The sequence below is a fragment of the Stenotrophomonas sp. GL_101 genome (assembly GCF_057835675.1).
The window spans coordinates 3,600,995-3,626,751 of the sequence record NZ_CM174432.1; the positions used below are offsets into that span (position 1 = coordinate 3,600,995).

The following is a 25,757-nucleotide window of genomic DNA, read 5'->3' on the forward strand; positions in this document are numbered from 1 at the left end:
CCCATGCCGTTGAACGTCATCGTGGTGATGGACCCCATCGCCCACATCAAGATTGCCAAGGACACCACCTTCGCGATGCTGCTGGAGGCCCAGCGCCGCGGCCACGCCCTGCACTACGTCAGCCCCGGCGGGCTGGCCCTGCGCGACGGCCAGGCGGTGGCCCGCACCGCCCCGCTGCAGGTGCGCGAGGACAAGGACAGCTGGTTCACCCTGGGCGAATTCAGCCAGACCGTGTTCGGCCCCGGCCAGGTCGTGCTGATGCGCAAGGACCCGCCGGTGGATGCCGAATTCATCTACGACACCCATGTGCTCAGCGTGGCCCAGCAGGCCGGCGCGCTGGTGGTCAACGACCCGCAGGGGCTGCGCGACTTCAACGAGAAGCTGGCCGCGCTGCTGTTCCGGCAGTGCTGCCCGCCGACCCTGGTCAGCCGCCGCACGGCCGACCTCAAGGCCTTCGTGCTGGAACACGGCCAGGCCGTGCTCAAGCCGCTGGATGGCATGGGCGGGCGCTCGATCTTCCGTTCCGGCACCGGCGATCCCAACCTCAACGTGATCCTGGAAACCCTGACCAACGGCGAGCGCACCCTGGCCCTGGCGCAGAAGTTCATCCCGGACATCACCGCCGGCGACAAGCGCATCCTGCTGGTCGATGGCGAGCCGGTGGACTACTGCCTGGCGCGGATTCCGCAGGGTGACGAATTCCGCGGCAACCTGGCCGCCGGTGGCCGCGGCGAAGGCCGCCCGCTGAGCGAGCGCGACCGCTGGATCGCCGCCCAGGTCGGGCCGGAGATGAAGCGCCGCGGCATGCGCTTCGTCGGTCTGGACGTGATCGGCGATTACCTCACCGAGGTCAACGTGACCAGCCCCACCTGCGTGCGCGAGCTGGATGCGCAGTTCGGGCTGAACATCGCCGGCACCCTGTTCGACGCGATCGAGGCCGGCCTGCCGCGATGACTGCGACGGCCGAGCCGCTGCTGCCCCTGCAGGGACGCGAGTCACAGCGCCTGGGCGCAACCCTGACGCTGTCGCTGCTGGTGCATGCGCTGGTGATCCTGGGGGTGGGCTTTGCGGTCAGCGACAAGGCCGCGCTGGTGCCGACCCTGGAGGTGATCTTCAGCCAGACCCAGACCGCGTTGACGCCCAAACAGGCCGATTTCCTGGCCCAGGCCAACCAGCAGGGCGGTGGCGACCACGACAAGGCACAGCGCCCGCGCGACAACCAGGCCGGGATCGTGCCGCAGCCGCAGGCCGGGGTGTCGCCGGTGCCACAGCAGCGCCAGGACGCAGCCAGCCCGCCCCCGCCACAGGCGCGGGTGGTGTCCAGCCGCAACAGCACCGAGCAGATCGCCAGCGCGCAGCCACAACCGCTGCCCGAGCGCCCGCTGCCGGATGCGCCGATGAACGCGCGCGAGCAGCGCGACGCGGAAATGGCGCGACTGGCCGCCGAAGTGCACCTGCGCTCGGCGCAGTACGCCAAGCGCCCGAACCGCAAGTTCGTCTCGGCCAGCACCCGCGAGTACGCCTACGCCAACTATCTGCGCGCCTGGGTGGACCGTGCCGAGCGCGTGGGCAACCTCAACTACCCCGATGAAGCGCGCCAGCGTCGCCTGGGCGGCCAGGTGGTGATCACCGTGGGCGTGCGCCGCGACGGCAGCGTGGAAAGCAGCCGGATCCTGCGCAGCAGCGGCAGCCCGTTGCTGGACGAAACCGCCTTGCGGGTGATCCGCCTGGCCCAGCCGTTCCCGCCGCTGCCCAAGACCGAGGATGCGATCGATATCCTGCAGGTCACCCGTACCTGGGTGTTCCTGCCCGGTGGCGAGCTGCGCGACGACCGCTGATGGGGCCGCCGACCAACCGTCGGCGCTACCGGGCCGCGCGTGCCGCCTGCTGTTCGACCAGGGTCAAGGCCACGTTGTTGCGCAGGTAGGCCGGCTCGACCCGCTCGGGGGCCATGAACTGGCCGCGCTCGAACGCCGGCACTGCCAGCGCGAGCACGTCCGCGGCGCGCGGCAGTGCCTGCGCGTCCACGCCGTCCAACTGCGCGCCCAGGCGTGCGGCCAGGCGTCCGTCGGCGGCACCAAACCCGGTGCCCACGCCAAACCAGCGCGTGCCATCGGGCAGCACCACCGCATCCGGTGCGCACACCGTTTCCTCGCCCTGCAGCTGCCACTGCCCCTCCACGCGCACCTGCCGGGCCACATACACCTCGCCCATGCGCGCATCGATGCTGCTCAGCACGTGATCGGCCCCGGCTGGCGCGCGCAGCGCCAGCACCTGCAGCGTGGACACCGGAATCAACGGCCGGTCCAGTGCCAGCGCGATGCCCTGGGCGATGGCGATCGCCAGCCGCACCCCGGTGAACGCGCCCGGGCCCCGGCTCAGCGCGATCGCATCGAGCTGCGAACGGGCCACACCGGCCTCGGCCAACAACGCCTCGGCCCAAGGCAGGCTCAACTCGGCGTGGCGGCGCGGCGCTATCTCGAAACGCTCCTGTACCTGCCCATCCACGTACAGGGCGACGGAGCAGGCTTCGGTGGCGGTTTCAAAGGCGAGCAGTTTCATGGCGGTCAGAACAGGGAAGTGGGAAAGGGAGTTGCATCGTCGGCCGGGGGACTGGCCATCGGCGCCGGCGCGGCGGACGCGGCCGCCCCATCGCTGGCAACGGGAACGGCCCATTGTGGCGCAAAGAAGCCACGTACATCCTGCAGCGAACGGGTCCGCCGGAACGGCGGCAGCGAATCCAGGAAGATCCGCCCGTAGCCGCGGCTGAGCAGGCGCGGGTCGCACAGCACCAGCACGCCACGGTCGGTCTCGCTACGGATCAGCCGGCCCACCCCCTGTTTGAGCGCGATCACCGCCTGCGGCAACTGCTCGTCGCGGAACGGATTGCCCCCGTCGCGGCGGATCGCATCCAGGCGTGCCTCGAACACCGGATCGTCCGGCGCGGCAAAAGGCAGTTTGTCGATCACCACCACGCTGAGCGCATCGCCGACCACGTCCACGCCTTCGCGGAAACTGGCCGAGCCGAGCAGCACGCCATTGCCCGATTCGCGGAAACGTTGCAGCAGTGTCGCGCGCGGGGCCTCGCCCTGCACGAACAGCGGCCACGGCGCATCGCGCAGCGCTTCGGCCGCTTCACGCAATGCACGGTGCGAGGCGAACAGCAGGAATGCGCGCCCCTGCGACGCCTCCAGCACCGGGGTCAGCGCACGGATCAGGGCGGTGCCGAAGCCCCGCGCGGCCGGATCGGGCAGATCACCGGGCAGGTAGCACAAGGCCTGCCGCGCCCAATCGAACGGACTGGGCTGCAGCAGGGTGACCGGATCATCCAGGCCCAGCCGCTGGGCGATATGGTCGAAGTGGCCATCAACGGTCAAGGTGGCCGAGGTGAACACCCAGGCCGCCATCGAGCGCTGGCGGTGCTCACGCAGCGGCCCGGACACATCCATCGGGGTGCGCTGGCAACGGAACCCGCGCGGGGTCAGTTCGTACCACAGCACCTCGGCGGCGGGCGGGGCCTGGTCCGGGTCGGTGTCGAAATCCAGCATCGGCGCGTCCTCGCCCAGCCAGCGCACCAGCCGCGACACCGCCTCCTGCGCACGCGCATGGCAGGCATCCAGCCCCGGCGATGCCTCGCGCACCCCCTCCAGCGCATCGCGCAGGGTGACCAACGTGCTCATCGCCGCGTCGAAGCCATCGCGCACCTGCGGTACCGCCAGCGCGCGCCATTGGGTGCCGCGCGGCGGCAGGCCCTCCATCGCGGTGCGCAGGTCGCGCAGTACATCGTCCAGCGCCGACGCCGGTGCCTGCAGCACCGCCTGCGCGCCGGCCACGCTGCGGCTCTCGGCCAGGCAGTCGCGCGCCAGCTCCTGCCACGGGCGCATGCCAAACCCTTCGCCAAAGAAATTCGCCGCCAGCTCGGGCAACTGGTGCGCTTCGTCGATCACGAAGGCCTGCGCGCCCGGCAGGATCTCGCCGAACCCTTCCTGCTTGAGCGCCAGGTCGGCCAGCAGCAGATGGTGGTTGACCACCACGACGTCGGCCGCCTGTGCGCGTTGCCGCGCCTGCACCACGAAGCAGTCGTCCCAGAACGGGCAGTCGGTGCCCAGGCAGTTGTCGACGGTGGAGGTGACCTGCGGATACAACGGCGAGTCTTCCGGCAGCGCCTCCAGCTCGGCCATGTCGCCAAACCGGGTGCGTCCGGACCAGGCCAGGATGCGCTGGAACTGCGCCACCTGTTCGGTGGACACCAGGCGTGGCTCGCCGCGCGCCTGCTGCAGGCGGTAGCGGCACAGATAATTGGCGCGGCCCTTGAGCAGCGCGCTGCTGTGGCCGACCCCGAGCGCGGCGCGCACGCGCGGCAGGTCGCGATGGTAAAGCTGGTCCTGCAGCGCGCGGGTACCGGTGGAGATGATGGTCTTCAGCCCGGACAGCAGCGCCGGCACCAGGTAGGCGTAGGTCTTGCCGGTGCCGGTGCCGGCTTCGGCCAACAGAACGTCGCGCTGCTCGAACGCCTCGGCGATCGCCGCGGTCAGGCGCAGCTGCGCCGGACGCGCAACAAAGGCATCCAGCTGGCTGGCAAGCGTGCCGCCCTCGCTGAGGGCTTCGCTGCTGGCATGGGCGAGTCGGGACATGAAGGTGTAGTGCCGGCCGCAGGCCGGCTCCTCGGTGTGGTCGGTGCCGTGCAGCGCCGGCCAGCGGCCGGCACTACGTCAATACCGCTTGATCCCCGGCACTGTGCAGCCTTCCAGCTGCGCATGTGCGGACACCGCGTTTTCCTTCTGGTCGCGGGCCAGTCGCGACTGCTCGATGGTGGCCCAGTGGCGACGGCACAGCGGGCCGGTCTTCGAGCCAAGGTCCACCGCCTTGCGCGCCAGCGTTTCCGCGCGTGCCCAATCGCCCTGCAGCAGCGCGATTTCGGCACGCTCCTGGAGGATCGAAGGATCGCCTTCGGAAATCAGCAGCGCCTGGTTCAGCGCTTCGGCAGCACCGGCCAGGTCGTTGGCCTGGCGTCGCGCCAACGCGGTGGTGCGGAGGTCTTCGATCGCCGCATCACGCAGCGGCTGCACCGCCAGTTCCTTGTCGTCATTGCCGGCGGCCGCATCCACTGCGGCCATGCGCTGGGCCGCGCTGGTGGTGGCCACCGGCGCCTTGGTCGGCGGTGCCGGGGTGACACAGGCGGTCAACGCCAGGCTCAGCGAAAGCAGGAATGCGGTGCGAATCGGGGTGCGGTGGGTCATGCGGGCCGGCCTCGTTACGGAATCAGCGTGCTGGGGAAGGGGATGCTGCCGCCGGCGCTGGCTCTGCGGCCGGGTCGGGCTTCTTGTCCAGGCCCAGCCAGCTGCGCCAGCCGCCACCTTCGCTGCTTCCTTCAGCGCCCTCGCCTTCCGGCAGCGCCGCGGGCGGCGCGCAGGGGGCATAGGCCGGTGCATAGCCCACCACGAACGGGAAACGACGTGCCCCGGGGCAGCCTTCGTCGGTGCTGGTCATGCCGCTGGCGTCCACGTACTGCCAGTCCAGTCCCTTGCTGCTGACCTTCAACGGCGCGCTGGGCAGGCGCTGGAAAATGCCCGACCAGACCCGCATCGAACCGGTGGCGCCATACAGCCCGGCCTGTTCGTTCTGGTCGTTGCCCATCCAGATCACCGCCAGGTGGTCGCCGGTGTAACCGGCATACCAGCTGTCGCGGCCGTCGTTGGTGGTGCCGGTCTTGCCGGCCGGCTGCAGGCGGCCGAGACCGTCGGCGTTGAGCCGCTGGGCCGTGCCGCTGGCCACCACCTGCTGCAGGCCGATGCTGATCAGGTTGGCGGCGATCGAGTCGCCCTCCTGGGCCGGCGCGGGGGTTTTGTCGTAGCGCTTCATCAGCTTGCCCTGCGGGTCGAGCACGCCACGCACCGCATGCAGCGGCTGGATTTCGCCACCGGAGGCCAGGAACTGGTACAGCTGGGCCATCGCGTACGGGCTCTGGTCGGTCGAACCCAGGATCACCGCCGGATTGGGCTCGGCCTTGAGCCCGGCCAGCACGTGGATCAGCTGGGTCACCCGCTCCGGGCCGACCTGCATGCCCACCCGCACCGTGGCCTGGTTGTACGAGCGGGCCAGCGCATCGATCAGCCGCACCGTGCCGTGGCTGCGGTTGTCGGCATTGCCGGGCGACCACGTTCTGCCACGGCTGAGCTGCACGGTCACCGGCGAATCGTCCACCCAGCTGGCCAGCGAATAGCGGTCCGGCTGTGCCAGTGCCAGCAGGTAGACGAACGGCTTGAGCAGCGACCCGACCGGCCGTTGCGCCTCGATGGCGCGATTGAAGCCCGGCTCGGCGACCTCGCGGCTGCCGACCACGGCCAGCACGTCGCCATTGTGTACGTCGGTCAGTACCAGGCCGGCCTGCAGCGCGGGGCGGCGCTTGCTTTCCAGCGAGGTGATGGTCTTGGTGACCGAGCCTTCGGCATACGCCTGGGCCGAGGGCGCCATGCCGGTCATCACGCTCAGGCCGGCGCCCTGTAGTACCGACTCGGGATAGTCGTGGCCGAGCTGGCGGCGGACCAGGTCGACATACGCCGGGAAGCGGTTGGCGGCGATCAGGCCCGGCACCTTGGGCACGCCCAGCGGCGCCTTGAGCGCACGCTGGTATTCGGCATCGTCGATCAGCTGGCTTTCGTGCAGCTTGCCCAGCACGAAGTTGCGGCGGTCCAGCGCGCGCTCGGGATTGCGGCGCGGATCGTAATAGGACGGGCCCTTGACCAGGCCGATCAGCAGCGCGATGTGCTCGGTGTTGAGCGAGGCCAGGTCGCGGCCGAACCAGAATTCAGCGCCCGAGGACATGCCGTGGATGGCCTGGCTGCCGCGCTGGCCCAGGTAGACCTGGTTGAGGTAGGCCTCCAGGATGGTGCGCTTGTCGTACCGCGCTTCCATGATCAGCGCGTACAGCACCTCGTTGAACTTGCGGGTGACGGTCTGTTCCTTGCCGATCCCGAGCAGGCCGCTGCGCGCCAGCTGCTGGGTCAACGTGGAGGCGCCCTGGCGGCTCTGGCCACCGGACCGCACGGTGACCCAGATCGCGCGGGCGATGCCACTCAGGTCGATGCCGTGATGGCGGTTGAAATCCTTGTCTTCCACGGCCTGCAGGCCGGTGACCAGCAGTTCGGGGCTTTCCTCGATGCGCACCAGCCGCCGTTCTTCCTGCTTCTGGCCATACAGCGTGGCGATCCGGGCCGGATCCAGGCGCGCGGCCTTGAGCCCCTTGCGGCTGTCGGCGTCACGCAGCGAGGCGACCTGCCCACCGGACAGGCTCAATTCGACCCGGCGTGGGGCGACCCGGCCGTCAACGTCGTTGTAGCCACGGCTGGCAATCACGAAGCGCCCGCCTTCCTGGCTGTAGGTGGCCGCAGCACTGCCGACGCCATCGTCACGGTAGGCGGCGGCGGCCAGCTCGGTCTTGAGCGTGGCCGCGTCCATTGCCACGCCCGGCGCCAGCGCCAGCGGACGCGCGTAGACCCGCGTGGGAATCTGCCAGCGCAGCTCGCCGAAGCGCTGGGTGACCTGCTTGTTCAGGTACACCGTATAGGGAATCAGGAACCCGAGCGCCAGCGCGAACGCGGCCATGCCCCAGGTGATCAGCCGGCGCCGCCACAGCGGGCCGCCGCTTTCGGTGTCGTTGTCGAACTCGTCGGTGTCGTCGGAATCGTAGCGTCGGGGCACGGGCATCGGGCAACAGTGGGCTCGGCGCAGTCTAACGCAGCCCACCGGCAGCGACGGCATCGCCGTCACCGTCGTTCCGGCGCACTACAGCAAGCGCTATCGCGGCGGAATCGGCCCGCTGCGGCCGCGCAGGCCATCCCACAGGCCGCGGCACATGAACCGCAGGCGAATCCAGCGTGGCGCAATGAACAGGCCGTTGCCCACCAGCTTGAGCAGCAGCCGCGGCAGATCCTGCGCCACCCACACCCGCGGGGTATGCGCCCGACCGTACAACAGCACCCGATTACGCATGATGTAGTAGAGGCGGAACGGCTTGTGCACGATCACCCCATCGCGCTTGACCCGCGACGGACGCAGCTGCTCGCCGATGCTGTGGCGCATCTGCGCATCGCAGATGCCGTACAGCGCCAGCCCAGCGGCCTTGGCCCGGAAGCACCAGTCCATGTCGATGTTGTCGATGAACAGCGATTCATCCATACCACCCACCTGGTCCAGCACCGCCATCGGAATCAGCGATCCAGAGGTGATCAGGAAGTCGCAGGACACCTGCTGCCCCGGCCCGCCATACTGCTTGTGGTTGAGCGGGAACCCTAGGCGCACGAACGGCGCGGGCTGCCCGCTGCGCGCATCGAGGAACTGCGGGCCCACCGCCGCCACCGGGTGCTGCTGGCGCAGGCTGGCCAGGGCATCGCCGAGCGTGCCGACCATGCCGGCGTCGAGCACGCTGTCCTGGTCCATCAGCAGCACATGGCCGACGCCCAGCGCGCGCGCCTGCTCGATCGCGCGATTCAATGCCGCGCCCAAGCCGACGTTGTGCGCCGACGCGACCACACTCACTGCACCGTGCCCGCGCAGCGCCGCGGCCACGTCGATGCCGGGGCTGCCGTTGTCGAACACCAGCACATGCCCCACCTGGGGCAGCACGCTGGCGACCACCCGCTGCAGCAGGTCCGGCGCCGGGGAGTAGGTGACGATCACCGCGCAGATGTCGGCGGCGGCGATGCGCAGGTCGGGAGAATCCATGAAATCCATTGCATTCATCAGGGTGAGCGGCGCAACGGCACAAGGTCGCAGGCGATCGCAGCGCCCGCACTATAGCCGACCGGCGATGGGCGTGGCGGCGCGCGTTCAGCGCTCCAGCGTGGCCGCATCCTGCAGCCGCGCCTGCAGCGGCTCGTACTCCGATGCCGGAACGTCGAGCTGGCGCGCCTGCTGCAGCGCCTCGCGTGCGTAGGCCGCATCGCCTGCCCCCAGCCGCTCGCTGCCCAGCGCCAACCAGCGCCGTCCCAGCCGACGGCGTGCCTCCCCCAGTGCACTGTCGTGGGCGGCCACCGACTGCCAGGCCTGCAGGCAGTCGCCCGCTGCGCGCACCCGGTTGCGGCGCAGCGCGTCGTCGAAACACCTCACCAAGGTGGGCACCAGTTCGTGCGCGGCCGCCTGCACCGCCGGATCGTCGGGTGCCAACGCCTGCGCGGCGCGCAGTGCGTCGTAGGCACTGCGCCCGGGCGGCAGCAGCCAGTCGCCCCGCGCCTGGGCCTGGTTGAAGCGCTCCAGCAGCAGCGGCAGCTCGGCCTGGCGCTGCTGGGCGCGCGGACTGCGCAAGGCCTGCTGCGCATGCCGGGCCTGTTCGAGTGCGGTGCGCGCGGCACTCACCGAGGGCGCGTGTGGGTCGATCGAGGCCGCTTTCTGCAATGCCTGGCGGGCCTGTGGGAAGCGGAAATCGCCGGCCAGGCGGGTGGCTTGCCGGGCCTGGCGATCGGCCAACTGGCGCAGGCCTTCCAGCGCGCGCGACTGCCCGGGGGCTGCGGCGATCACGTGCCGGTAGCCGGTCAAGGCGGCGTCATTGCGCCCGCGCGCCAGGGCCTGATCCGCATCGGCCAACGCCTGTTCGAGCGCGGCGTTGAACTGCGCCTCGCTCTGCGGCAGGTCGACATGTCCGGGGTCGTAGCGGCGTGCGCTGTCCAGCAGCGTGGCTGCGCGCGCAAGGTCACCGGCCTGGCAGGCCTGGCGCGCCTGCTGGAGCAGGTCGGACAAGGCATCTTCGCGCCCTTCCAACGCACGTAGCTGGTTGGGCGCCACCGCCAGTACCTGCTGGAACAGCGGCAGCGCACTGTCCTGGCCCTCGTCCAGGCGTTGCGCCTGCAGCGCCGCTTCGGCACGCCCCAACAACACCGCGATACCGGCATGGGCGTTGCCGCGTTGCCGCAGCTGCCCGGCCACCTGTTCGGCATCGCGCTGCGGTACCTGCAGTTCACGCGCCAACGCCAGGCCGCGTCGCGCGGCGTCCAGGTCGCCGGCATCGAGCGCGTCGCGTGCCTGTTGCAGCGCCGCCCGGGCCGTGGCGGCCAGCCCGGCCCGGGCCTGGCTGCGGTCGCCATCCAGCGCAAGCGCGGCCTGGTAGCGCTCGCGCGCACCGCTGCCGTCGGCCGTGCTCAGGCGGCCGGCGGCAAGCGCGCGGTCGCCCTGGTCGAGCAGTTGTTCGATCTGTGGTTCATTCCAGAACCAGTTGGCCAAGGGCCGGCGCAGCAGTACCAGCGCCAGGAACAGCAGTACCGCCACCAGTAGCGCCCAGCGCCACACGCGCCGCGCGTGCCACGCCTGCAGCCACCACCAGCGTCCTTCGCGGCGGACACGACGCAATGCGCTGTGCGCAGCATCCTCGCGGTCGGAGTGCGGGCTCATCCGTTGAGCCTAACCGGGTGCATGTGAGGTCAGCCCAGACGGCGCGCGTGGCCGACCCCGGGCAACGCGTCCAGCTTGCCCAGCAGCGTGGACAGCTGGCCGTAATCACTCACCTTCAGCCGCAGCCGCAGGTGCGCGCGGCCGCTGTTGCGTACGTTGTCGCTGTGGATGTCCAGCACGTAGGCATCTTCCTGCGCGATCAGGTTGGTGATGTCCTTGAGCAGCCAGCGCCGGTCGACCGCCTCGACCACCACGTCCACTTCGTAGCCACCGCCGGCCTGGCCCCACTCCACCGGCAGGATCCGCTGCGGACTGGCCGCCGACAACCGCGCCAGCGCGGCACAATCGGCGCGGTGCACGGTGACGCCGCGGCCGCGGGTGAGGTAGCCGACGATCGGTTCGCCGGCCACCGGCTGGCAGCAGCGTGCCAGCTGCACCAGCAGGTTGCCCACGCCCTGCACGGTGAACTTGGAGGTGCCCAGGCTGTCGCGGCGCGCGGTGGGGCGCGGCAGTGCCGGGGCCACCGGCTGGCTGGCGGCACGCTCGGCCTCCAGCAAGGCACGGCTGACCTGGTTGGGCCCGGTGTCGCCGAGGGCCACCTGGATGTACAGGTCGTCGACGCTGTCGGCGTGGAATTTCTTCGCCGCCAGGCTGAGATCTGCGTGCTGCAGGCCAAGCCGCTTCAGCTCACGGTCGAGCAGGTCGCGCCCGGCCTGTACGTTGCGCGCCCGATCAAGTTTGTGGAACCAGCCGCGCACTTTTTCGCGCGAGCGGTTGCTGGCCAGGAATCCGTTGGATACCAGCAGCCAGTCGCGGCGCGGATCGGCTTCCTTGGAGGTGAGGATCTCCACCCGGTCGCCGCTGCGCAGGCGGTAGGTCAGCGGCACGATGCGCCCGTTGACCTTGGCGCCGCGGCAACGGTGCCCGACCATGGTGTGCACGTGGTAGGCGAAGTCCAGCGGGGTGGCGCCCTGCGGCAGGTCCATCACCTCGCCCTTGGGACTGAGCGCATAGACCCGGTCTTCGGTCAGTTCGGCCTCCAGCGCGCCGGCCAGCTCCCCTGCCTGTCCATCCTGGGAATGCTCCAGCAACTGGCGCATCCAGGTGATCTTGCGGTCGAAGGCCTTCTCCGCGCCCTTGCTGCCTTCCTTGTAGCGCCAGTGCGCGGCCACCCCGAGCTCGGCCTGGGCATGCATGTCATGGCTGCGGATCTGCACTTCGATGGTGCGCCCTTCCGGACCGATCACCGCGGTATGCAGCGAGCGGTAGTCGTTGGCCTTGGGCCGGGCGATGTAGTCGTCGAACTCGCTGGGCACCGGTGCCCACAGCGAATGCACCACGCCGAGCGCGGCGTAGCAGGCCGCCACGTCCGGCACCATCACGCGCACCGCGCGGATGTCGTAGAGCTGCTCGAAGGCCAGCTTCTTCTTCTGCATCTTCCGCCAGATGCTGTAGATGTGTTTAGGGCGCCCACTGACCTCGGCCGTGATGCCCTGCGCCAGCAGTTCGCGCGACAACACCTTCTTGACCGATTCAACATAACGCTCGCGTGCCAGGCGGGTTTCGTCCACTTCACGCGCGATGCGGCGGTAGGTGTCCGGCTCCAGGTGGCGGAAGGCCAGGTCCTCCAGCTCCCACTTGAGCTGCCAGATGCCCAGCCGGTTGGCCAGCGGTGCGTGGATGTCACGGGTGAGCTGGGCCAGTGCGCGGCGCTCTTCCTCGGGCAGGCGGTCGGCACCGCGCATGCGGGCCAGCTGGCGGGCCAGCAGGATCGGCACCACCCGCAGGTCCTGGATGATCGACAGCAGCAGCCGGCGCAGGCCTTCGCTGTTGCGCCCGGCCTCGCGCCCGGCATGCAGCGCCCAGACCTGGTCGGCGGCATCCTGGCCTTCCAGCAGGCCGGCCACGGCCGGCTGCAGCGTGCCCAGCGGCAGGCCGTCGATGCCCTCGCGCAACCACGGCAGGTCGAACAGCAACGCGGCCAGCAGTGCGCTCTCGTCGGCCGACAACAACGCAAGCGCGTCCAGCGTGTCGGCCAGCACCGACCAGCTCGAGTGCATCTGCGGGGTGGCCTCGGGCAGCTGCCAGCGCTGCAGCAGCGCCTCACGCAGGGCGGGCGGCAACGAGGCTGCCGAGGGACGGTTCAACAAGGCATCCAGGCCGGGGACAGAAGCGCGGTTCACAGCATCATGCAGACAAGACAGAGGTGCCTACACTAGCGCTGCGACCGGTCGCGGACAATCAAAACCGGCCACATCGGCCTGCATGACTTCATGCCTGGCGCGCAGCACGTTCCCGCAGCGCCACTGCTGGCCCTACACTGCGGCAAATCCTGAGGAGACTGCCATGCGCTTTTCCCGTCTACGCTTGTTGGCCGCTGCGGCCGTCCTGCTGAGCCTGGCCAACCCGGCACTGGCGCAGCGCGTGGTCGAGGGCAACCTGCAGCAGCAGATGTCGTCGGCCGAGTTCAAGGCCGCCGGCCTGGACAAGCTCAACCCGGCCGAGCTGGCGGCACTCAACGGCTGGCTGCAGGGCAAGGTGGCCGCGGTGGCCGCCGATGTGCGCGAGGAGGTCAACCAGCAGGTGCGCGAACAGGCCCGCGAGGAAGGTCGCCAGGAAGTCATCGTCAAGACCCGCGGCTTCTTCGATTTCGGCAGCAGCGAGCCCATCACCAGCACCCTGCAGGGCGAGTTCCGCGGCTTCGGCAAGGCGCGCCGGTTCGTGCTTGCCAACGCCCAGGAATGGGAACAGAGCGACGACACCGCACTGTCCGGCGTACGCAAGGCCAACCCGGCAGTGTCCATCACCCCCGGCGTCATGGGGGTCTGGTACCTGCGCGTGGAAGGCGTCAACACCCGCGCCAAAGTGCGCCGGATCAAGTAAACCGCCGCGCCCCGTGCCACTCCGGCACGGGGCGCGGGTGCATCACCCCTGGAGCAGCGCGGCCACGCGCTGGGCCAGCTTCTTGGCCGAGATACCGGTCTTCGCGCCCAGCTCCTGGGCGAACAGCGACACCCGCAGTTCTTCCAGGTCCCAACGCAATGCCTGCCATTGCGGACGTTGGCGCAGGCCGCGTGCATCGGCCTGGGCCAGCGCATCGATGAACGGACGCAGCTCCAGCATGCGCGCCTGGTCACGCGGCGGATCGCGTTTGGCACGTTCGCTGCGCAGGATCATCGCGCGCAGGTAGCGCGGGTACTGGGCTAGCGCGTCGGCCGGGGTGTCCCGCAGGAACCCCGGTCGCACCAGCGCAGCCAGCTGCTGCTCCAGGTCGTCGAGATTACCGCGCGCCCAGCCCATCAGTGGCGACGCCAGCAGCGGTTTGAGCTCGGCGACGTGGGCCAGGATGGCCTCGGCCAGCGTCAGCCGCGCCATCGCTTCGCCGAACAGCGCCTTGCCGGCCACATCACGGCGTTGCGCGAACACCGCCGGATCGCGGATGTCGCCCAACCCATCGGCCAGCACCGCGTTGATCGCCGCATCGACCAGGTCGCCGCGCAGGCGTTCCTGCGATTCGATCGCCGCGTACAGCAGGCCGGTCTTGGGCGGCACCGGCAACTGCTTGCGCGCCTGCTTGGCTTTGTCGGCCAGTGCAATCTCCAGCAAGCGGCGCACGCCCAGCGGGTGCTGCTCGGCGGCCTCGTTGCGGTCGGCGAAGATCCGCAGTGCGGCCGTTTCGCCATCGTCCACCAAGGCCGGATAGGCCGGCACACCGGCTTCGCCCGGCACCTGCAGCGGAATCGGCGTGGCCGGGAAATCCCGCAGGCCCTGCGCGGCCAGCGCGCGACCGGCGCGCGCGGCGAACGCATCGCCGGCCTCGCCGCCGAACCGCGCACGCAGCGCATCCAGATCGCGCGCGCTGGCCAGCAGTTTGCCGTCCGCATCGAACAGGCGCAGGTTCATGTGCAGGTGGGTGTCCAGCGCGGTCAGGTCGAAATCGGTGGCCGCCACCGGGGCACCGGTGGCCCGCGACAGGAACCGCGCCAACTCGCCGCGGATGTCGTCGGCGCTTGGGTCGGCGAACGCTTCGGCGAAGGCGCGGCCGAAATCCGGTGCCGGCACGTAATTGCGGCGCATCGCCTTGGGCAGGCTGCGGATCAACGCCGAGGCCTTGTCGGCAACAAACCCCGGGGCCAACCATGACAAGCGTGCGGCATCGAGCGCATTGAGCAGATGCAGCGGCACGTCCAGGCTGACCCCGTCGTTATCGTTGCCCGGCTCGAACCGGTAGTGCAGCGCCAGGCGTGCATCGCCCAGCGGCAGGTATTTGGGATAGCGCTCGGCATCGCTGCCCTCGCCCGGCAGCAGGTCGGCCAGCGACCAGGCCAGGCCGTGGCGCTTGTCCGGGGTCAGTCCCTTCCACCAGGTATCCAAGGCCGTGGCCGAATGGATCTCCGGCGGCACCCGGTCCAGGTACCAGCGCGCCTGCCAGCTTTCGTCGGCCACGATGCCGGCGCGGCGCAGCTTGGCTTCTTCTTCGCTGGCCTGTTCGAGCACCTTGAGGTTGTCGGCGATGACGCTGGCGCGCGTGTTGATCTCGCCGGTCACCAGGCCCTGGCGCACGAAGATGTCATGCGCCTCGCCCGGGGCGATGCGCCCGTAGTGCACCGGCTTCTTCGGTGCCAGCACCAGGCCGAACAGGCTGATCTGCTCCGACGCCAGCACCTGGCCCTGGGCACGCGACCAGTGCGGGTCGAAGTGCTTGCGCAGCAGCAGGTGCGGCAGTTCGGCGATGACCCAGTCCGGCTCGATCGCCGCATTGGTCAGGCCCCATATCTTCTGCGTGTCCAGCAGCGTGGCGGTGAGCAGCCACGGCGGCGGCCGCTTGGCCAGGGTGGAGCCGGGGAAGGGCAGAAAGCGGCGCTGGCGCGGGGCGAGGAAGTCGTTCTTCTCGCTGCGATGACCGATCTGGGTGGGCAGGCCGGCAATCAGCGCCTTGTGCAGGGTTTGATATGCAGCTGCACGCACACGCTCGCTGAAGGTGTCGCCGGTGTCCTGGCGCGCGGGCGTTTCCGGCGGGGCCACTGCCGTTGGTTCGGCCTTGCCTTCGCGGGCCAGGCGCGCGGCGCGATGCTGCTGGCCGCGCGTGGCCTTGACCTTGGCCTCATCATCGCGCGCCGGGGCCGGGGCGGAGGAGCCCACCAGCAGCGGCGCCATGGCGGTGTCGGCGCTTTCTTCGCTCCAGCCCAGCTCCTCGCACAGCACGCGCAGCTGGCGGTGCAGCTCGCGCCATTCGCGCATGCGCAGGAAGCCCAGGAAATGGCGCTCGCACCAGCCACGCAGCTTGGATTGGGTCAGGTCTTCGTGGGCCTGGCGATAGCCGTCCCACAGACGCAGCACGCCGACGAATTCCGAGCGCCCGTCGGCGAACAGCGCATGCGCGTTGTCGGCGGCGCCGCGCGCCTCCGGGGGCCGCTCGCGCGGGTCCTGGATGCCCAGGAACGAGGCAATCACCAGCATCGGCCGCAGGCAGCCCTGGGCCTGCGCGGCCACCAGCATACGGGCCAGTTTGACGTCCACCGGCAAGCGCGCCATCTGCCGGCCCACCGGGGTCAGGCGGCGCTGTTCATCGACCGCACCCAGTTCCCCCAGCTGCTGCCAGCCATCGGCGATGGCGCGTTCGTCCGGGGCTTCCAGGAACGGGAAATCCTCGATCTGCCCCAGGCCCAGCTGCAACATGCGCAGGATCACCCCGGACAGGCTGGAGCGGCGGATTTCCGGATCGGTGAATTCGGCGCGCGACTGGAAATCCGCCTCCGAGTACAGCCGGTAGCAGATGCCTTCGGACACGCGGCCGCAGCGGCCCTTGCGCTGGTTGGCGCTGGCCTGGGACACCGCCTCGATATGCAGGCGGTCCAGTTTCTGGCGCGGGCTGTAGCGCTTGATCCGGGCCAGGCCCGGATCGATCACATAGCGGATGCGCGGCACGGTCAGCGAGGTTTCGGCCACGTTGGTGGCCAGCACGATGCGGCGACTGCTGCCGGGGTTGAACACGTCGTCCTGGTCTTTCACCGACAGCCGCGCATACAGCGGCAGCACCTCGGTCTGGCGATACTTGCGCCGTTCCAGCGCCTGGTGCGCATCGCGGATCTCGCGCTCACCCGGGAAGAACAGCAGGATGTCGCCGCGCGGATCGAGCCGGGTGATTTCATCCACGGCGGCCACCACGGCATCGTTGACGGTGCGTTCGCCGTCACGACCGCCATCCTCCTCGCCGCCGCCCTCGCCTTCCAGCGGGCGATAGCGCACTTCCACCGGGAAGGTGCGCCCTTCCACGCTGATCACCGGGGCGTCATTGAAGTGTTCGGCGAAACGCGACGTGTCGATGGTCGCCGAGGTGACGATCAGCTTCAGGTCCGGGCGCTTGGCCAGCAGCTGCTTCAGGTAACCGAGCAGGAAATCGATGTTGAGGCTGCGCTCGTGCGCTTCATCGATAATGAGGGTGTCGTAGCTGGACAGCCAGCGGTCGCTGCTGATTTCCGCCAGCAGGATGCCGTCGGTCATGAACTTGATGCGGGTGTCATCGCCGACACGGTCGGTGAAGCGCACCTGGTACCCCACGGTGGTGCCCAGCTCGGACTTCAGCTCCTGGGCCACGCGGGTGGCCACGGCACGTGCGGCAATCCGCCGCGGCTGGGTGCAGCCGATCATCCCGGCCACGCCGCGACCGGCGGCCAGGCACAGTTTGGGCAGCTGGGTGGTTTTACCGGAGCCGGTTTCGCCGGCGATCACCACGACCTGATGCTCGCGGATCAGCGCGGTGATGGCCTCGGCTTCACGCGCGATCGGCAGCTGGTCGTCCAGACTGATGGTCGGCAGATTCCGCGCCCGCGCCTCGCGGCGCTGTACCGAGGCAAGCAAGGCCTGCTCGAAGGCGGTCGCCAGGCCCGCGTCCGCCGGTTTGGCGCGGCAACGCGAGAGCATCCCCAGCAAGCGCCCGCGATCACGGCTCATGCCGCCATTGATCGCGGCCTGCTGCTGGGCCAGACGTGCTGTATGTGGTTTTTCGATAGTGCTCATCAATCGATTCGTTTAGAACTTTTGTTTACTACTGAAAGAGTAGTCTGATCTATTGTGAAGGCCATCCGATCCATTCCACCCAGAAGGAGTTCTCCCATGGCGAAGACCAAGACGCCGATCAAGACCAAGTCACCGGTCAAGACCAAGACCGTCAAGCAGAAGCTTGGTGCGGCGGCCCCATCGGCCCCGAACATCGATATCGGGATCAAGGAAGGCGATCGCAAGAAGATTGCCGATGGACTGTCGGCCTTCCAGGCCGATGCGTTCACGCTCTACCTGAAGACCCACAATTTCCATTGGAACGTCACCGGGTCGATGTTCAACTCGCTGCACACCATGTTTGAAACCCAGTACACCGAGCAGTGGGCCGCCCTGGACGACGTTGCTGAACGCATCCGCGCACTGGGCTTCAATGCCCCCGGCTCCTACCGCGAGTTCGCCGCCCTGACCTCGATCGCCGAGGAGCCGGGCCTGACCAACAGTGCGGACTGGCGTGAAATGGTACGCCAGTTGGTGACCGCCAACGAGGCCGTGTGCCGGACCGCGCGCAAGGTGCTGGACGTGGCCGACGACGCCGACGACGCGCCGACCGAGGATCTGATGACCCAGCGCCTGCAGACCCACGAAAAGTACGCCTGGATGTTGCGGTCGTTGCTGCAGTAATTGGATTTTTGGCGCTTTGATTCTCTACGCGCGGCGAGGGTTTCACCCCCTTGCCGGGACACGCCGTAAATCCTTCCCTGGAGGCTCGTGAGCGCCATCCATGGCGCTCAACGGTCCCGGCAAGGGGGTGAAACCCTCGCCCAGAGAGTGTCTGGCGCCGGGCGGAGGGAGAAAAAGCATGCAGAACAGGCGCCCGGTGGCGCCTGTTCTGCGTTTTTACGTCTACTTTTTAATGGCTGGCGGTTTGATACCGCGCTGGAGAACGGTTTGCGGTCCTGTTTCCCCGCCAGGCAATGATCCCTGGGCATCACCATGGCGTCAGCAGCTGTTACAGGGGTTGACCTGCCCACCCCGCGCCAAACCAGCGACAGGCGGCCTATCGGCTTTGGCTTACGGCCCAATACGCAGTTGGAGGACCCGGCCAACCCGCTCGCCGGGGTAAACTACCGCGATGTCTTCCCGCCCCGCGCACGACCTGCTCAGCCGCATCTTTGGTTACGACGATTTCCGCGGTCCGCAGCAGGCGATCGTCGAACATGTCGCCGCCGGCAATGACGCGCTCGTATTGATGCCCACCGGCGGCGGCAAGTCGCTGTGCTACCAGGTGCCCTCGCTGTTGCGCGACGGTACCGGCATCGTCATCTCCCCGCTCATCGCGCTCATGCAGGACCAGGTCGAAGCCCTGCGCCAGCTGGGCGTGCGCGCCGAATTCCTCAACTCCACCCTCGATGCCGACACCGCCGCACGGGTCGAACGGGAACTGGTTGCCGGCGAGCTGGACATGCTCTACGTCGCCCCCGAGCGCCTGCTCACCGGCCGCTTCCTGTCCCTGCTCAGCCGCAGCCGCATCGCCCTGTTCGCCATCGACGAAGCCCACTGCGTCTCCCAGTGGGGCCATGACTTCCGTCCGGAATACCGCCAGCTCACCGTCCTCCACGAGCGTTGGCCCGACGTCCCGCGCATCGCGCTGACCGCCACCGCCGACCCGCCGACCCAGCGCGAAATCGCCGAACGCCTGGACCTCACCGGCGCCCAGCACTTCGTCAGCTCCTTCGACCGCCCCAACATCCGCTACACCGTGGTCCAGAAGGACAACGCCAAGCGCCAGTTGCTCGATTTCCTCAAGGTCCATCGCGGTGCCGCCGGCATCGTCTACTGCATGTCGCGGCGCAAGGTCGAGGAAACCGCCGACTTCCTGTGCAAGGAGGGCATGAACGCCCTTCCCTACCACGCCGGCCTGCCCGCCGAGGTACGCGCGGCCAACCAGCGCCGCTTCCTGCGCGAAGACGGCATCGTCATGTGCGCCACCATCGCCTTCGGCATGGGCATCGACAAACCCGACGTGCGTTTTGTCGCGCATACCGACCTGCCCAAGTCCATGGAAGGCTACTACCAGGAAACCGGCCGCGCCGGCCGCGACGGTGAGCCTGCCGAGGCCTGGCTCTGCTACGGCCTGGGCGATGTGGTGCTGCTCAAGCAGATGATCGAGCAGTCCGAGGCCGGCGAAGAGCGCAAAACACTGGAACGCTCCAAGCTCGATCATCTGCTCGGCTACTGCGAATCCATGCAATGCCGCCGCCAGGTACTGCTGGCCGGCTTCGGCGAAACCTATCCCCAGCCCTGCGGCAACTGCGACAACTGCCTGCAGCCGCCCGATGCCTGGGATGCCAGCGTTGCCGCCCAGAAAGCACTCAGCTGCGTCTACCGCAGCGGCCAGCGCTTTGGCGTGGGCCACCTGATCGACATCCTGCGCGGCGGCGAGAGCGACAAGATCCGCCAGTTCGGCCATGCCCAGCTGAGCACCTACGCGATCGGCAAAGACCTCGACGCCCGCACCTGGCGCAGCGTGTTCCGCCAGCTGGTCGCCGCCAGCCTGCTGGAAGTGGACAGCGGAGCCTACGGCGGCCTGCGCCTGACCGATGGCAGCCGCGAGGTCCTCAAGGGCCAACGCAAGGTGATGATGCGCCGCGAAAGCCCCAAGGCCCGCGAACGCGACCGCAGCGGCCAGCGCACCGGCCTGTCGGTGCTGCCACAGGACCTGGCGCTGTTCAACGCGCTGCGCAGCCTGCGCGCCGAACTGGCCAAGGAGCAGAACGTTCCCGCCTTCGTCATCTTCCACGACAGCACCCTGCGCAACATTGCCGAGCAGCGCCCCACCAGCATCGACGCGCTTGGCCGGGTGGGCGGGATCGGCGGCACCAAACTGTCGCGCTATGGCGAACGCCTGGTCGACATCGTCCGCGAGGAAGGCTGATGCCCGCCGTCCCCTGTCGGACCGGGCTCCAAGGTTGAACACCCTGTTCAGCCGCAGGTGCGACTGCGCGGATTTGGCAGTATGGTGAAGCCCATGTCTGCCGGTGGCCTGCTCCTGCGAATGCTGTTGATGCTCAGCCTGTTGCTCAACGGGCTGAACGCGGCCATGGCCGGCCCCATGGTGTTGGCGATGTCCCACCACGCGCCGGCCGGCGCAGTGGCATCGCCCTGCCATGACGGACCGTCCGTTGCGCCCGCGCACCCACATCACGCCACCGCCGCAGACGACGCCGGTGCCCAGGCCCCGCATGACGGCGACCACTGCAAGATCAAGGAATGCCTGCGCAGCTGCGCGCAGCAACCCAGCCTGACCGTGGCGATCGCCTGGATCGCCAGCCCGCCGCCGTTGTCGCTGGCCCCGCTCGACGGGGTGCGCCCGGCACTGCCGGCGCTGCCGCTGGACCGTATCACCCGCCCTCCGATCGCCTGAGCCGGCGCTCTTCCCGGGCGCTTGTCTGATGCGACGCCGTGCGCCCCTGCGCGCACGCGTCTTGACGGCACCTGCCGGTGCCACTCGGATCTGATTCGGAGCTGCAATGTCCTTCCCAACCAAACCCGGTACGGGCACCCCGCCCATGCCGTCACGCCGCCTGTTCGTGCAGGGTGCCGCCGCTGGCGGTGTCGTCGCCGGCCTGGTCACCAGCGGCCTGCCCGCACGTGCCTTTGCCGCCGCGGGCGCGTCCGTAGCCGCCGCCCCGCAGGTCCTCAGCGGCCATGATTTCCAGTTGAGCATCGGCGAATCGCTGGCCAACTTCACCGGCCGCACGCGCCCGGCGATCACCGTCAACGGCAGCCTGCCCGCCCCCATCCTGCGCTGGCGCGAAGGCGACACGGTCAGCGTGCGGGTGGCCAATGCACTGCAGGGCCATCCCACTTCGATCCACTGGCACGGCATCCTGCTGCCGGCCAACATGGATGGCGTACCCGGCCTGAGCTACAACGGCATCGCCCCCGGCGAGGCCTACCAGTACCGTTTCACCCTCAAGCAATCGGGTACCTACTGGTACCACAGCCACTCCATGTTCCAGGAGCAGGCCGGCCTGTACGGCGCCCTGATCATCGACCCGCTGCAGCCGGCACCGTACCGCTACGACCGCGAGCACGTGATCATGCTGTCGGACTGGACCGACATGGACCCGGGCGCGTTGTTCCGGCGCATGAAAAAGCTGGCCGAATTCGACAATTACTACAAGCGCACCCTGCCCGACTTCCTGCGCGATGTGCGCAAGGATGGCTGGGCCGCAGCCAGCGCCGACCGCGGCATGTGGGGACGGATGCGGATGACCCCGACCGACATCTCCGACATCAACGCGCACACCTACACCTACCTGCTCAACGGCACGGCCCCGGCCGGCAATTGGACCGGGCTGTTCCGCAGCGGCGAAAAGGTCCTGCTGCGCTTCATCAATGGTGGCTCGATGACCTACTTCGACGTGCGCATCCCGGGCCTGAAGATGACCGTGGTGGCCGCCGATGGCCAGTACATCCACCCGGTCAGCATCGACGAATTCCGCATCGCGCCGGCCGAGACCTTCGATGTGATCGTCGAACCCACCGGCCAGGATGCTTTCACCATCTTCTGCCAGGACATGGGCCGCACCGGCTACGCCGCCGGCACCCTGGCGGTCCGCCATGGCCTGCAGGCACCGATTCCCGCGCGCGACCCGCGCCCGCTGCTGACGATGAGCGACATGGGCCACGACATGGGCGGCGCCGGGCATGACATGGCCGCGATGAAGGGCATGGAAGGTGGTTGCGGCGCCAGCATGGGCCACGGTGCGCATGGCGGCAACGACAAGACCCCGCGTCACCCGGCCAGCGAAAAAGGCAACCCGCTGATCGACATGCAGAGCATGGCCACCGAGCCCAAGCTCGACGATCCCGGCATCGGCCTGCGCGACAACGGCCGCCAGGTGCTCACCTATGGCGCGATGCACAGCCTGTTCGACGACCCCGATGGCCGCGAGCCCGGCCACGAGGTTGAGCTGCACCTGACCGGCCACATGGAAAAATTCAGCTGGTCCTTCGACGGCATTCCGTTCGCCAGCGCCGAGCCGCTGCGGCTGAACTACGGCGAGCGCATGCGCATCGTGCTGGTCAACGACACCATGATGCAGCACCCCATCCACCTGCACGGGGTATGGAGCGACCTGGAAAACGCCGACGGCGACTTCCAGCTGCGCAAGCACACCATCGACATGCCACCCGGCACGCGCCGCACCTACCGCGTACGCGCCGACGCGCTTGGCCGCTGGGCTTACCACTGCCACCTGCTGTACCACATGGAAGCGGGGATGATGCGCGAAGTGAGGATCGAAGAATGAGCACGCCCACTGCCTCTACCCCGCGCCTGCTGGCCAGTGCATTGTTGATCGCGTTGGCGGCGCCGGCCTGGGCGCAATCGCACGCACATGGCGACACGCCAGCGGCCACGCCGGCCAGCCCCGCTGCGGCCAGGACGACGACGGAGCAGGCCCCGTTGAAGATGGACCATGGCAGCATGGACCACGGCCAGATGGACCATTCAACGATGGACCACGGCAGCATGGACCACAGCCAGATGGACCATTCGACGATGGGCCACGCTGCGCCGAAGCCAGCGGCGCCCGTCGAACCCCGGGAGCCCATTCCGGCCGTGACCGACGCCGACCGCCTCGCCGCGTTCCCGCCGATCGAACACGGCGCGATGGAGCACCCGCCGGAGATCCACAGCATGCTGCTGGTCAACCGGCTGGAGCAGTGGGATGGACAGCACGGTAACGGCCAGGCCTGGGAAGCCAGCGGCTGGATCGGCGGCAACATCAACCGCCTGTGGTTGCGCAGCGAAGGCGAACGCAGCGACGGTCGTACCGAATCGGCCGACCTGGAAGTGATGTATGGGCGCAGCGTTTCACCATGGTGGGACGTGCTGGTGGGGGTGAAACAGGACTTCCGCCCGGCCGATTCGCGCACCTGGGCCGCGTTCGGTATCCAGGGCCTGGCCCCGTACAAGTTTGAAACCTCGGCCACTGCGTATGTCGGCGAAGGCGGCCAGGTCGCCGCCACGGTTGAAGTGGAGTACGAGCTGCTGCTGACCAACCGGCTGATCCTGCAGCCGCTGGTAGAAGCAACGTTCTCGGCCAAAGACGAACCGGACTACGGCAATGGCAGCGGCTTGAACAAGGTGGAAGCCGGACTGCGCCTGCGCTACGAGTTCAATCGCCGTTTCGCCCCGTACATCGGCATCAGCCACGAACGTCTGTTCGGCGATACCGCCGACTACCACCAGGCCGCTGGCGAACGCGCACGCGACACCCGCTGGGTGGCCGGCGTGCGCGTCTGGTTCTAAGCGGCGATCCGAAAAAGATCCCGGGCGCGGGAAGCGCCCGGGACAACAGGGGTCGTGCATGCCGGATCCGACGGGCCCAGCCGGGGCGTCACAGGCACCGCGTAGCGCGGTCGTGGCCTGTCCGACACCCGGGTGTCGTGCTCAGTGGCGATCCCGGGTAATGATGTGATGCGCCCGGGTGCGGGTTCCGCCATCTCCCGGCGATTTTGATCCGGGCGCCCGGGTTGGCGTACGCTGCCGCCCCACCCGTTCACGCCGCCGCCCGCATGTCACTGCAGATCCGTCGCGCCACCGTGGCCGATGCCGAGGCCCTGTCGGCCATTGCCATTGCCACCTATACCGAGACTTTCGGCGACTCGTATCCGCCGCAGGACCTGCAACGGTTCCTGCATGACCATTACAGCCCGGCGCCGCAACGCCGCGAGCTGGACGACCCGCGCAACGCGGTCTGGGTGCTGGAAGAGGCCGGCCGTGCGGTGGGGTATCTGGCCGCCGGTCCCAACGGGCTGCCGCATGCGGAGGCCATTGAGGGCGATATCGAACTCAAGCGCCTGTACGTGATGGCCCGGCATCAGGGCGGCGGGCACGGTGCGCGCCTGATGGCGGCATTCCTGCCGTGGCTGGACACCCCGCAGCGGCGCACGCTGTGGGTCGGGGTGTGGTCGGAGAATCTCGGTGCACAGCGCTTCTATGCCCGCTACGGCTGCACTCCGGTCGGCTGCTACACGTTCGTGGTCGGCGACAGCGGCGACCTCGAGTTCATCCTGCGCCGGCCGTGACGCGTGGCCGGCGCACGCCTGCGCGGTGGATCAGAAGTCGAACAGATCCGACAGGAAGCTCTCTTTCTTCTTCTTGCGATAGCCCTGCTGGTCACCGTACTGCTGCTGGCCCAGGTGGCGGGTGTCGCGGTGCTGCACCGACGGTTGCGGATGCGACGGCGATGGCGATGGCGGGGCAGCGGCACGGGCCGGCTCAGCGGCGCCGGTCGAGCGTTCGATGATCTTGTCCAGCTCGCCGCGATCCAGCCACACGCCACGGCACTGCGGGCAGTAGTCGATCTCGATGCCCTGGCGCTCGGACATCACCAGCGCCTGGGTCTTGCATACGGGGCATTGCATCGTCGCAGCTCCATGGTTCAAACCTCGACTGTACCTTGCGCTGCCTGACCGCCGCGCAACACCGGCATGACCGATGGCCCCCTGACCGATGCCCCATGTCCGCGCCGACCTGCGGCCCCGAGAATGGCCGCTCACACGCCAAGGATTCCGGCCATGTCCCACCGTCCCCGTCGCGCGGCGCTGACCAGCAGCCTGATCGTGCTGACCCTGCTGCTGTCGATCAACCTGCGCGACCTCAGTGCATGGGCCGGACTGCCGATCCCCGCGCTGCCGATGCCGTTCGGCGGCGCCATCCTCGACAACGGCCTGGGCGTGCTGCTGGCACTGGGCGTGGCGGCAGGGTTGCTGCGCCCCGGGCAGCCGCTGCTTCGTCAGGTGGGCCTGGCCAGCAACGGCTGGCAGGGCCCGGCCATCGTGCTGCTGGCCACCACCCCGTGCTGGTTGGGGCTGTGGTGGCTGGGCGGGTGGAGCACCGACTGGACCCCCACCTCACTGCTGATGCTGGCGCTGTTGTTTCCGCTGGCCGAGGAGATCATCTTCCGCGGCGTCGGCCTGCTGTTCGTGACCGGTCAACTGGGTTGGCCGTGGTGGCCGGCCGCGCTGGTACAGGCGCTGATCTTCGGCGGTATCCATGGATGGTCCTTCGGCGGTGACGGCAGCATGGCACTGCAGGTCTTTGCGATGACCACCATCGGCGGCGTGGTGTTCGCCCTGCTGTGCCGCCTGGACAAGAACACGCTGTGGAGTGCGGTGATGCTGCATGTGTCGTTGAACCTGGCCTGGAACGTCATGCAGATCAGCGATGCCACCGCGATGGGATGGCAGGGCAACACGCTGCGCCTGTCCGCCGCGGCGATGGCCGTGCTGGGCCTGTATGCGCTGCATCGACGCCGCGCACTTAACCGCCGCCATCCCTCAACCTGAAGCGCTGC

At 68.8% G+C, this 25,757-nt stretch carries 19 protein-coding genes; 10 read left to right on the forward strand and 9 right to left on the reverse strand.

The genetic code is table 11. The features are described from left to right. Nucleotides 1-3: 3 nt before the first annotated feature. Both gshB and AC3IR9_RS15910 read left to right on the forward strand, forming a co-directional pair. Nucleotides 4-954 (forward strand): glutathione synthase, encoded by a 951-nt coding sequence (gene gshB, locus AC3IR9_RS15905; protein WP_489291898.1) that lies wholly within the window; start codon nucleotides 4-6, stop codon nucleotides 952-954. Continuing rightward, on the forward strand, nucleotides 951-1,838 hold the full coding sequence (locus AC3IR9_RS15910; protein ID WP_489291899.1) for an energy transducer TonB family protein: 888 nt from the start codon (nucleotides 951-953) through the stop codon (nucleotides 1,836-1,838). The genes gshB and AC3IR9_RS15910 overlap by 4 nt, the downstream gene beginning before the upstream one ends. A 25-nt stretch (nucleotides 1,839-1,863) precedes the next feature. Here AC3IR9_RS15910 and tsaB read toward each other — a convergent pair whose 3' ends face one another. From tsaB to AC3IR9_RS15945, 7 genes are all read right to left on the reverse strand, one after another. Next, complete coding sequence (gene tsaB / locus AC3IR9_RS15915; RefSeq protein WP_489291900.1) at nucleotides 1,864-2,562, reverse strand: tRNA (adenosine(37)-N6)-threonylcarbamoyltransferase complex dimerization subunit type 1 TsaB; 699 nt, start codon at nucleotides 2,560-2,562, stop codon at nucleotides 1,864-1,866. 5 nt (nucleotides 2,563-2,567) lie between these two features. Further along, complete coding sequence (gene yoaA / locus AC3IR9_RS15920; RefSeq protein WP_489291902.1) at nucleotides 2,568-4,634, reverse strand: DNA repair helicase YoaA; 2,067 nt, start codon at nucleotides 4,632-4,634, stop codon at nucleotides 2,568-2,570. Nucleotides 4,635-4,712: 78 nt separating this feature from the next. Then, a complete protein-coding gene (locus AC3IR9_RS15925) occupies nucleotides 4,713-5,240 on the reverse strand; it encodes a hypothetical protein (RefSeq protein ID WP_489291904.1) in 528 nt (175 codons plus the stop codon). A 22-nt stretch (nucleotides 5,241-5,262) separates the two neighbouring features. After that, nucleotides 5,263-7,701 carry a penicillin-binding protein 1B gene (gene mrcB, locus AC3IR9_RS15930; protein WP_489295862.1) on the reverse strand — a complete coding sequence of 813 codons (2,439 nt, stop codon included), beginning with the start codon at nucleotides 7,699-7,701 and terminating at the stop codon, nucleotides 5,263-5,265. Nucleotides 7,702-7,797: 96 nt separating this feature from the next. Further along, on the reverse strand, nucleotides 7,798-8,724 hold the full coding sequence (locus AC3IR9_RS15935; protein ID WP_489291906.1) for a glycosyltransferase family 2 protein: 927 nt from the start codon (nucleotides 8,722-8,724) through the stop codon (nucleotides 7,798-7,800). 105 nt (nucleotides 8,725-8,829) lie between these two features. Further along, nucleotides 8,830-10,383, reverse strand: a complete 1,554-nt coding sequence (locus tag AC3IR9_RS15940; RefSeq protein WP_489291907.1) for a tetratricopeptide repeat protein — start codon at nucleotides 10,381-10,383, stop codon at nucleotides 8,830-8,832. 29 nt (nucleotides 10,384-10,412) lie between these two features. After that, entirely contained in the window at nucleotides 10,413-12,566 is a 2,154-nt protein-coding gene (locus AC3IR9_RS15945; RefSeq protein ID WP_489291908.1) for a RelA/SpoT family protein, read from the reverse strand. 163 nt (nucleotides 12,567-12,729) lie between these two features. On the opposite strand from AC3IR9_RS15945, the gene AC3IR9_RS15950 reads away from it, so the two are divergent. After that, nucleotides 12,730-13,266 (forward strand): hypothetical protein, encoded by a 537-nt coding sequence (locus AC3IR9_RS15950; RefSeq protein WP_489291910.1) that lies wholly within the window; start codon nucleotides 12,730-12,732, stop codon nucleotides 13,264-13,266. A 42-nt stretch (nucleotides 13,267-13,308) separates the two neighbouring features. Here AC3IR9_RS15950 and hrpA read toward each other — a convergent pair whose 3' ends face one another. Beyond that, nucleotides 13,309-17,403, reverse strand: a complete 4,095-nt coding sequence (gene hrpA, locus AC3IR9_RS15955; protein WP_489291912.1) for an ATP-dependent RNA helicase HrpA — start codon at nucleotides 17,401-17,403, stop codon at nucleotides 13,309-13,311. 96 nt (nucleotides 17,404-17,499) lie between these two features. Between hrpA and AC3IR9_RS15960 the strand changes: the two genes are divergently transcribed. The 6 genes from AC3IR9_RS15960 (at nucleotide 17,500) to AC3IR9_RS15985 (ending at nucleotide 24,486) form a co-directional block, all read left to right on the forward strand. Then, the gene (locus AC3IR9_RS15960) at nucleotides 17,500-18,066 is read left to right on the forward strand and encodes a Dps family protein (RefSeq protein ID WP_489291914.1); all 567 of its coding nucleotides are present in this window, start codon (nucleotides 17,500-17,502) and stop codon (nucleotides 18,064-18,066) included. A gap of 451 nt (nucleotides 18,067-18,517) precedes the next feature. Then, the gene (recQ, locus tag AC3IR9_RS15965) at nucleotides 18,518-20,320 is read left to right on the forward strand and encodes a DNA helicase RecQ (RefSeq protein ID WP_489291916.1); all 1,803 of its coding nucleotides are present in this window, start codon (nucleotides 18,518-18,520) and stop codon (nucleotides 20,318-20,320) included. 93 nt (nucleotides 20,321-20,413) lie between these two features. After that, nucleotides 20,414-20,809: a CopL family metal-binding regulatory protein gene (locus AC3IR9_RS15970; RefSeq protein ID WP_489291917.1), complete on the forward strand. Its 396-nt coding sequence runs from the start codon at nucleotides 20,414-20,416 to the stop codon at nucleotides 20,807-20,809. 106 nt (nucleotides 20,810-20,915) lie between these two features. Next, complete coding sequence (locus AC3IR9_RS15975) at nucleotides 20,916-22,703, forward strand: copper resistance system multicopper oxidase (protein ID WP_489291918.1); 1,788 nt, start codon at nucleotides 20,916-20,918, stop codon at nucleotides 22,701-22,703. Then, nucleotides 22,700-23,707, forward strand: coding sequence for a copper resistance protein B (locus AC3IR9_RS15980; protein WP_489291919.1), 1,008 nt, complete (start codon nucleotides 22,700-22,702; stop codon nucleotides 23,705-23,707). The genes AC3IR9_RS15975 and AC3IR9_RS15980 overlap by 4 nt, the downstream gene beginning before the upstream one ends. A 266-nt stretch (nucleotides 23,708-23,973) precedes the next feature. After that, nucleotides 23,974-24,486, forward strand: coding sequence for a GNAT family N-acetyltransferase (locus AC3IR9_RS15985; protein WP_489291921.1), 513 nt, complete (start codon nucleotides 23,974-23,976; stop codon nucleotides 24,484-24,486). 30 nt (nucleotides 24,487-24,516) lie between these two features. On the opposite strand, the gene AC3IR9_RS15990 is transcribed toward AC3IR9_RS15985, so the two are convergent. Further along, entirely contained in the window at nucleotides 24,517-24,825 is a 309-nt protein-coding gene (locus AC3IR9_RS15990; RefSeq protein ID WP_489291923.1) for a TFIIB-type zinc ribbon-containing protein, read from the reverse strand. 153 nt (nucleotides 24,826-24,978) lie between these two features. Between AC3IR9_RS15990 and AC3IR9_RS15995 the strand changes: the two genes are divergently transcribed. Then, nucleotides 24,979-25,749 carry a CPBP family intramembrane glutamic endopeptidase gene (locus tag AC3IR9_RS15995; RefSeq protein ID WP_489291925.1) on the forward strand — a complete coding sequence of 257 codons (771 nt, stop codon included), beginning with the start codon at nucleotides 24,979-24,981 and terminating at the stop codon, nucleotides 25,747-25,749. Nucleotides 25,750-25,757 lie beyond the last annotated feature (8 nt).

What these genes read in the sequence shown, in the direction of transcription:
- gshB (WP_489291898.1), top strand. Translation starts at nt 4, where the DNA reads ATGCCGTTGAACGTCATCGTGGTGATGGACCCCATCGCCCACATCAAG.
- AC3IR9_RS15910 (WP_489291899.1), top strand. Translation starts at nt 951, where the DNA reads ATGACTGCGACGGCCGAGCCGCTGCTGCCCCTGCAGGGACGCGAGTCA.
- tsaB (WP_489291900.1), bottom strand. Translation starts at nt 2,562, where the DNA reads ATGAAACTGCTCGCCTTTGAAACCGCCACCGAAGCCTGCTCCGTCGCC.
- yoaA (WP_489291902.1), bottom strand. Translation starts at nt 4,634, where the DNA reads ATGTCCCGACTCGCCCATGCCAGCAGCGAAGCCCTCAGCGAGGGCGGC.
- AC3IR9_RS15925 (WP_489291904.1), bottom strand. Translation starts at nt 5,240, where the DNA reads ATGACCCACCGCACCCCGATTCGCACCGCATTCCTGCTTTCGCTGAGC.
- AC3IR9_RS15935 (WP_489291906.1), bottom strand. Translation starts at nt 8,724, where the DNA reads ATGGATTCTCCCGACCTGCGCATCGCCGCCGCCGACATCTGCGCGGTG.
- AC3IR9_RS15940 (WP_489291907.1), bottom strand. Translation starts at nt 10,383, where the DNA reads ATGAGCCCGCACTCCGACCGCGAGGATGCTGCGCACAGCGCATTGCGT.
- AC3IR9_RS15950 (WP_489291910.1), top strand. Translation starts at nt 12,730, where the DNA reads ATGCGCTTTTCCCGTCTACGCTTGTTGGCCGCTGCGGCCGTCCTGCTG.
- hrpA (WP_489291912.1), bottom strand. Translation starts at nt 17,403, where the DNA reads ATGAGCACTATCGAAAAACCACATACAGCACGTCTGGCCCAGCAGCAG.
- AC3IR9_RS15960 (WP_489291914.1), top strand. Translation starts at nt 17,500, where the DNA reads ATGGCGAAGACCAAGACGCCGATCAAGACCAAGTCACCGGTCAAGACC.
- recQ (WP_489291916.1), top strand. Translation starts at nt 18,518, where the DNA reads ATGTCTTCCCGCCCCGCGCACGACCTGCTCAGCCGCATCTTTGGTTAC.
- AC3IR9_RS15970 (WP_489291917.1), top strand. Translation starts at nt 20,414, where the DNA reads ATGTCTGCCGGTGGCCTGCTCCTGCGAATGCTGTTGATGCTCAGCCTG.
- AC3IR9_RS15975 (WP_489291918.1), top strand. Translation starts at nt 20,916, where the DNA reads ATGTCCTTCCCAACCAAACCCGGTACGGGCACCCCGCCCATGCCGTCA.
- AC3IR9_RS15980 (WP_489291919.1), top strand. Translation starts at nt 22,700, where the DNA reads ATGAGCACGCCCACTGCCTCTACCCCGCGCCTGCTGGCCAGTGCATTG.
- AC3IR9_RS15985 (WP_489291921.1), top strand. Translation starts at nt 23,974, where the DNA reads ATGTCACTGCAGATCCGTCGCGCCACCGTGGCCGATGCCGAGGCCCTG.
- AC3IR9_RS15990 (WP_489291923.1), bottom strand. Translation starts at nt 24,825, where the DNA reads ATGCAATGCCCCGTATGCAAGACCCAGGCGCTGGTGATGTCCGAGCGC.
- AC3IR9_RS15995 (WP_489291925.1), top strand. Translation starts at nt 24,979, where the DNA reads ATGTCCCACCGTCCCCGTCGCGCGGCGCTGACCAGCAGCCTGATCGTG.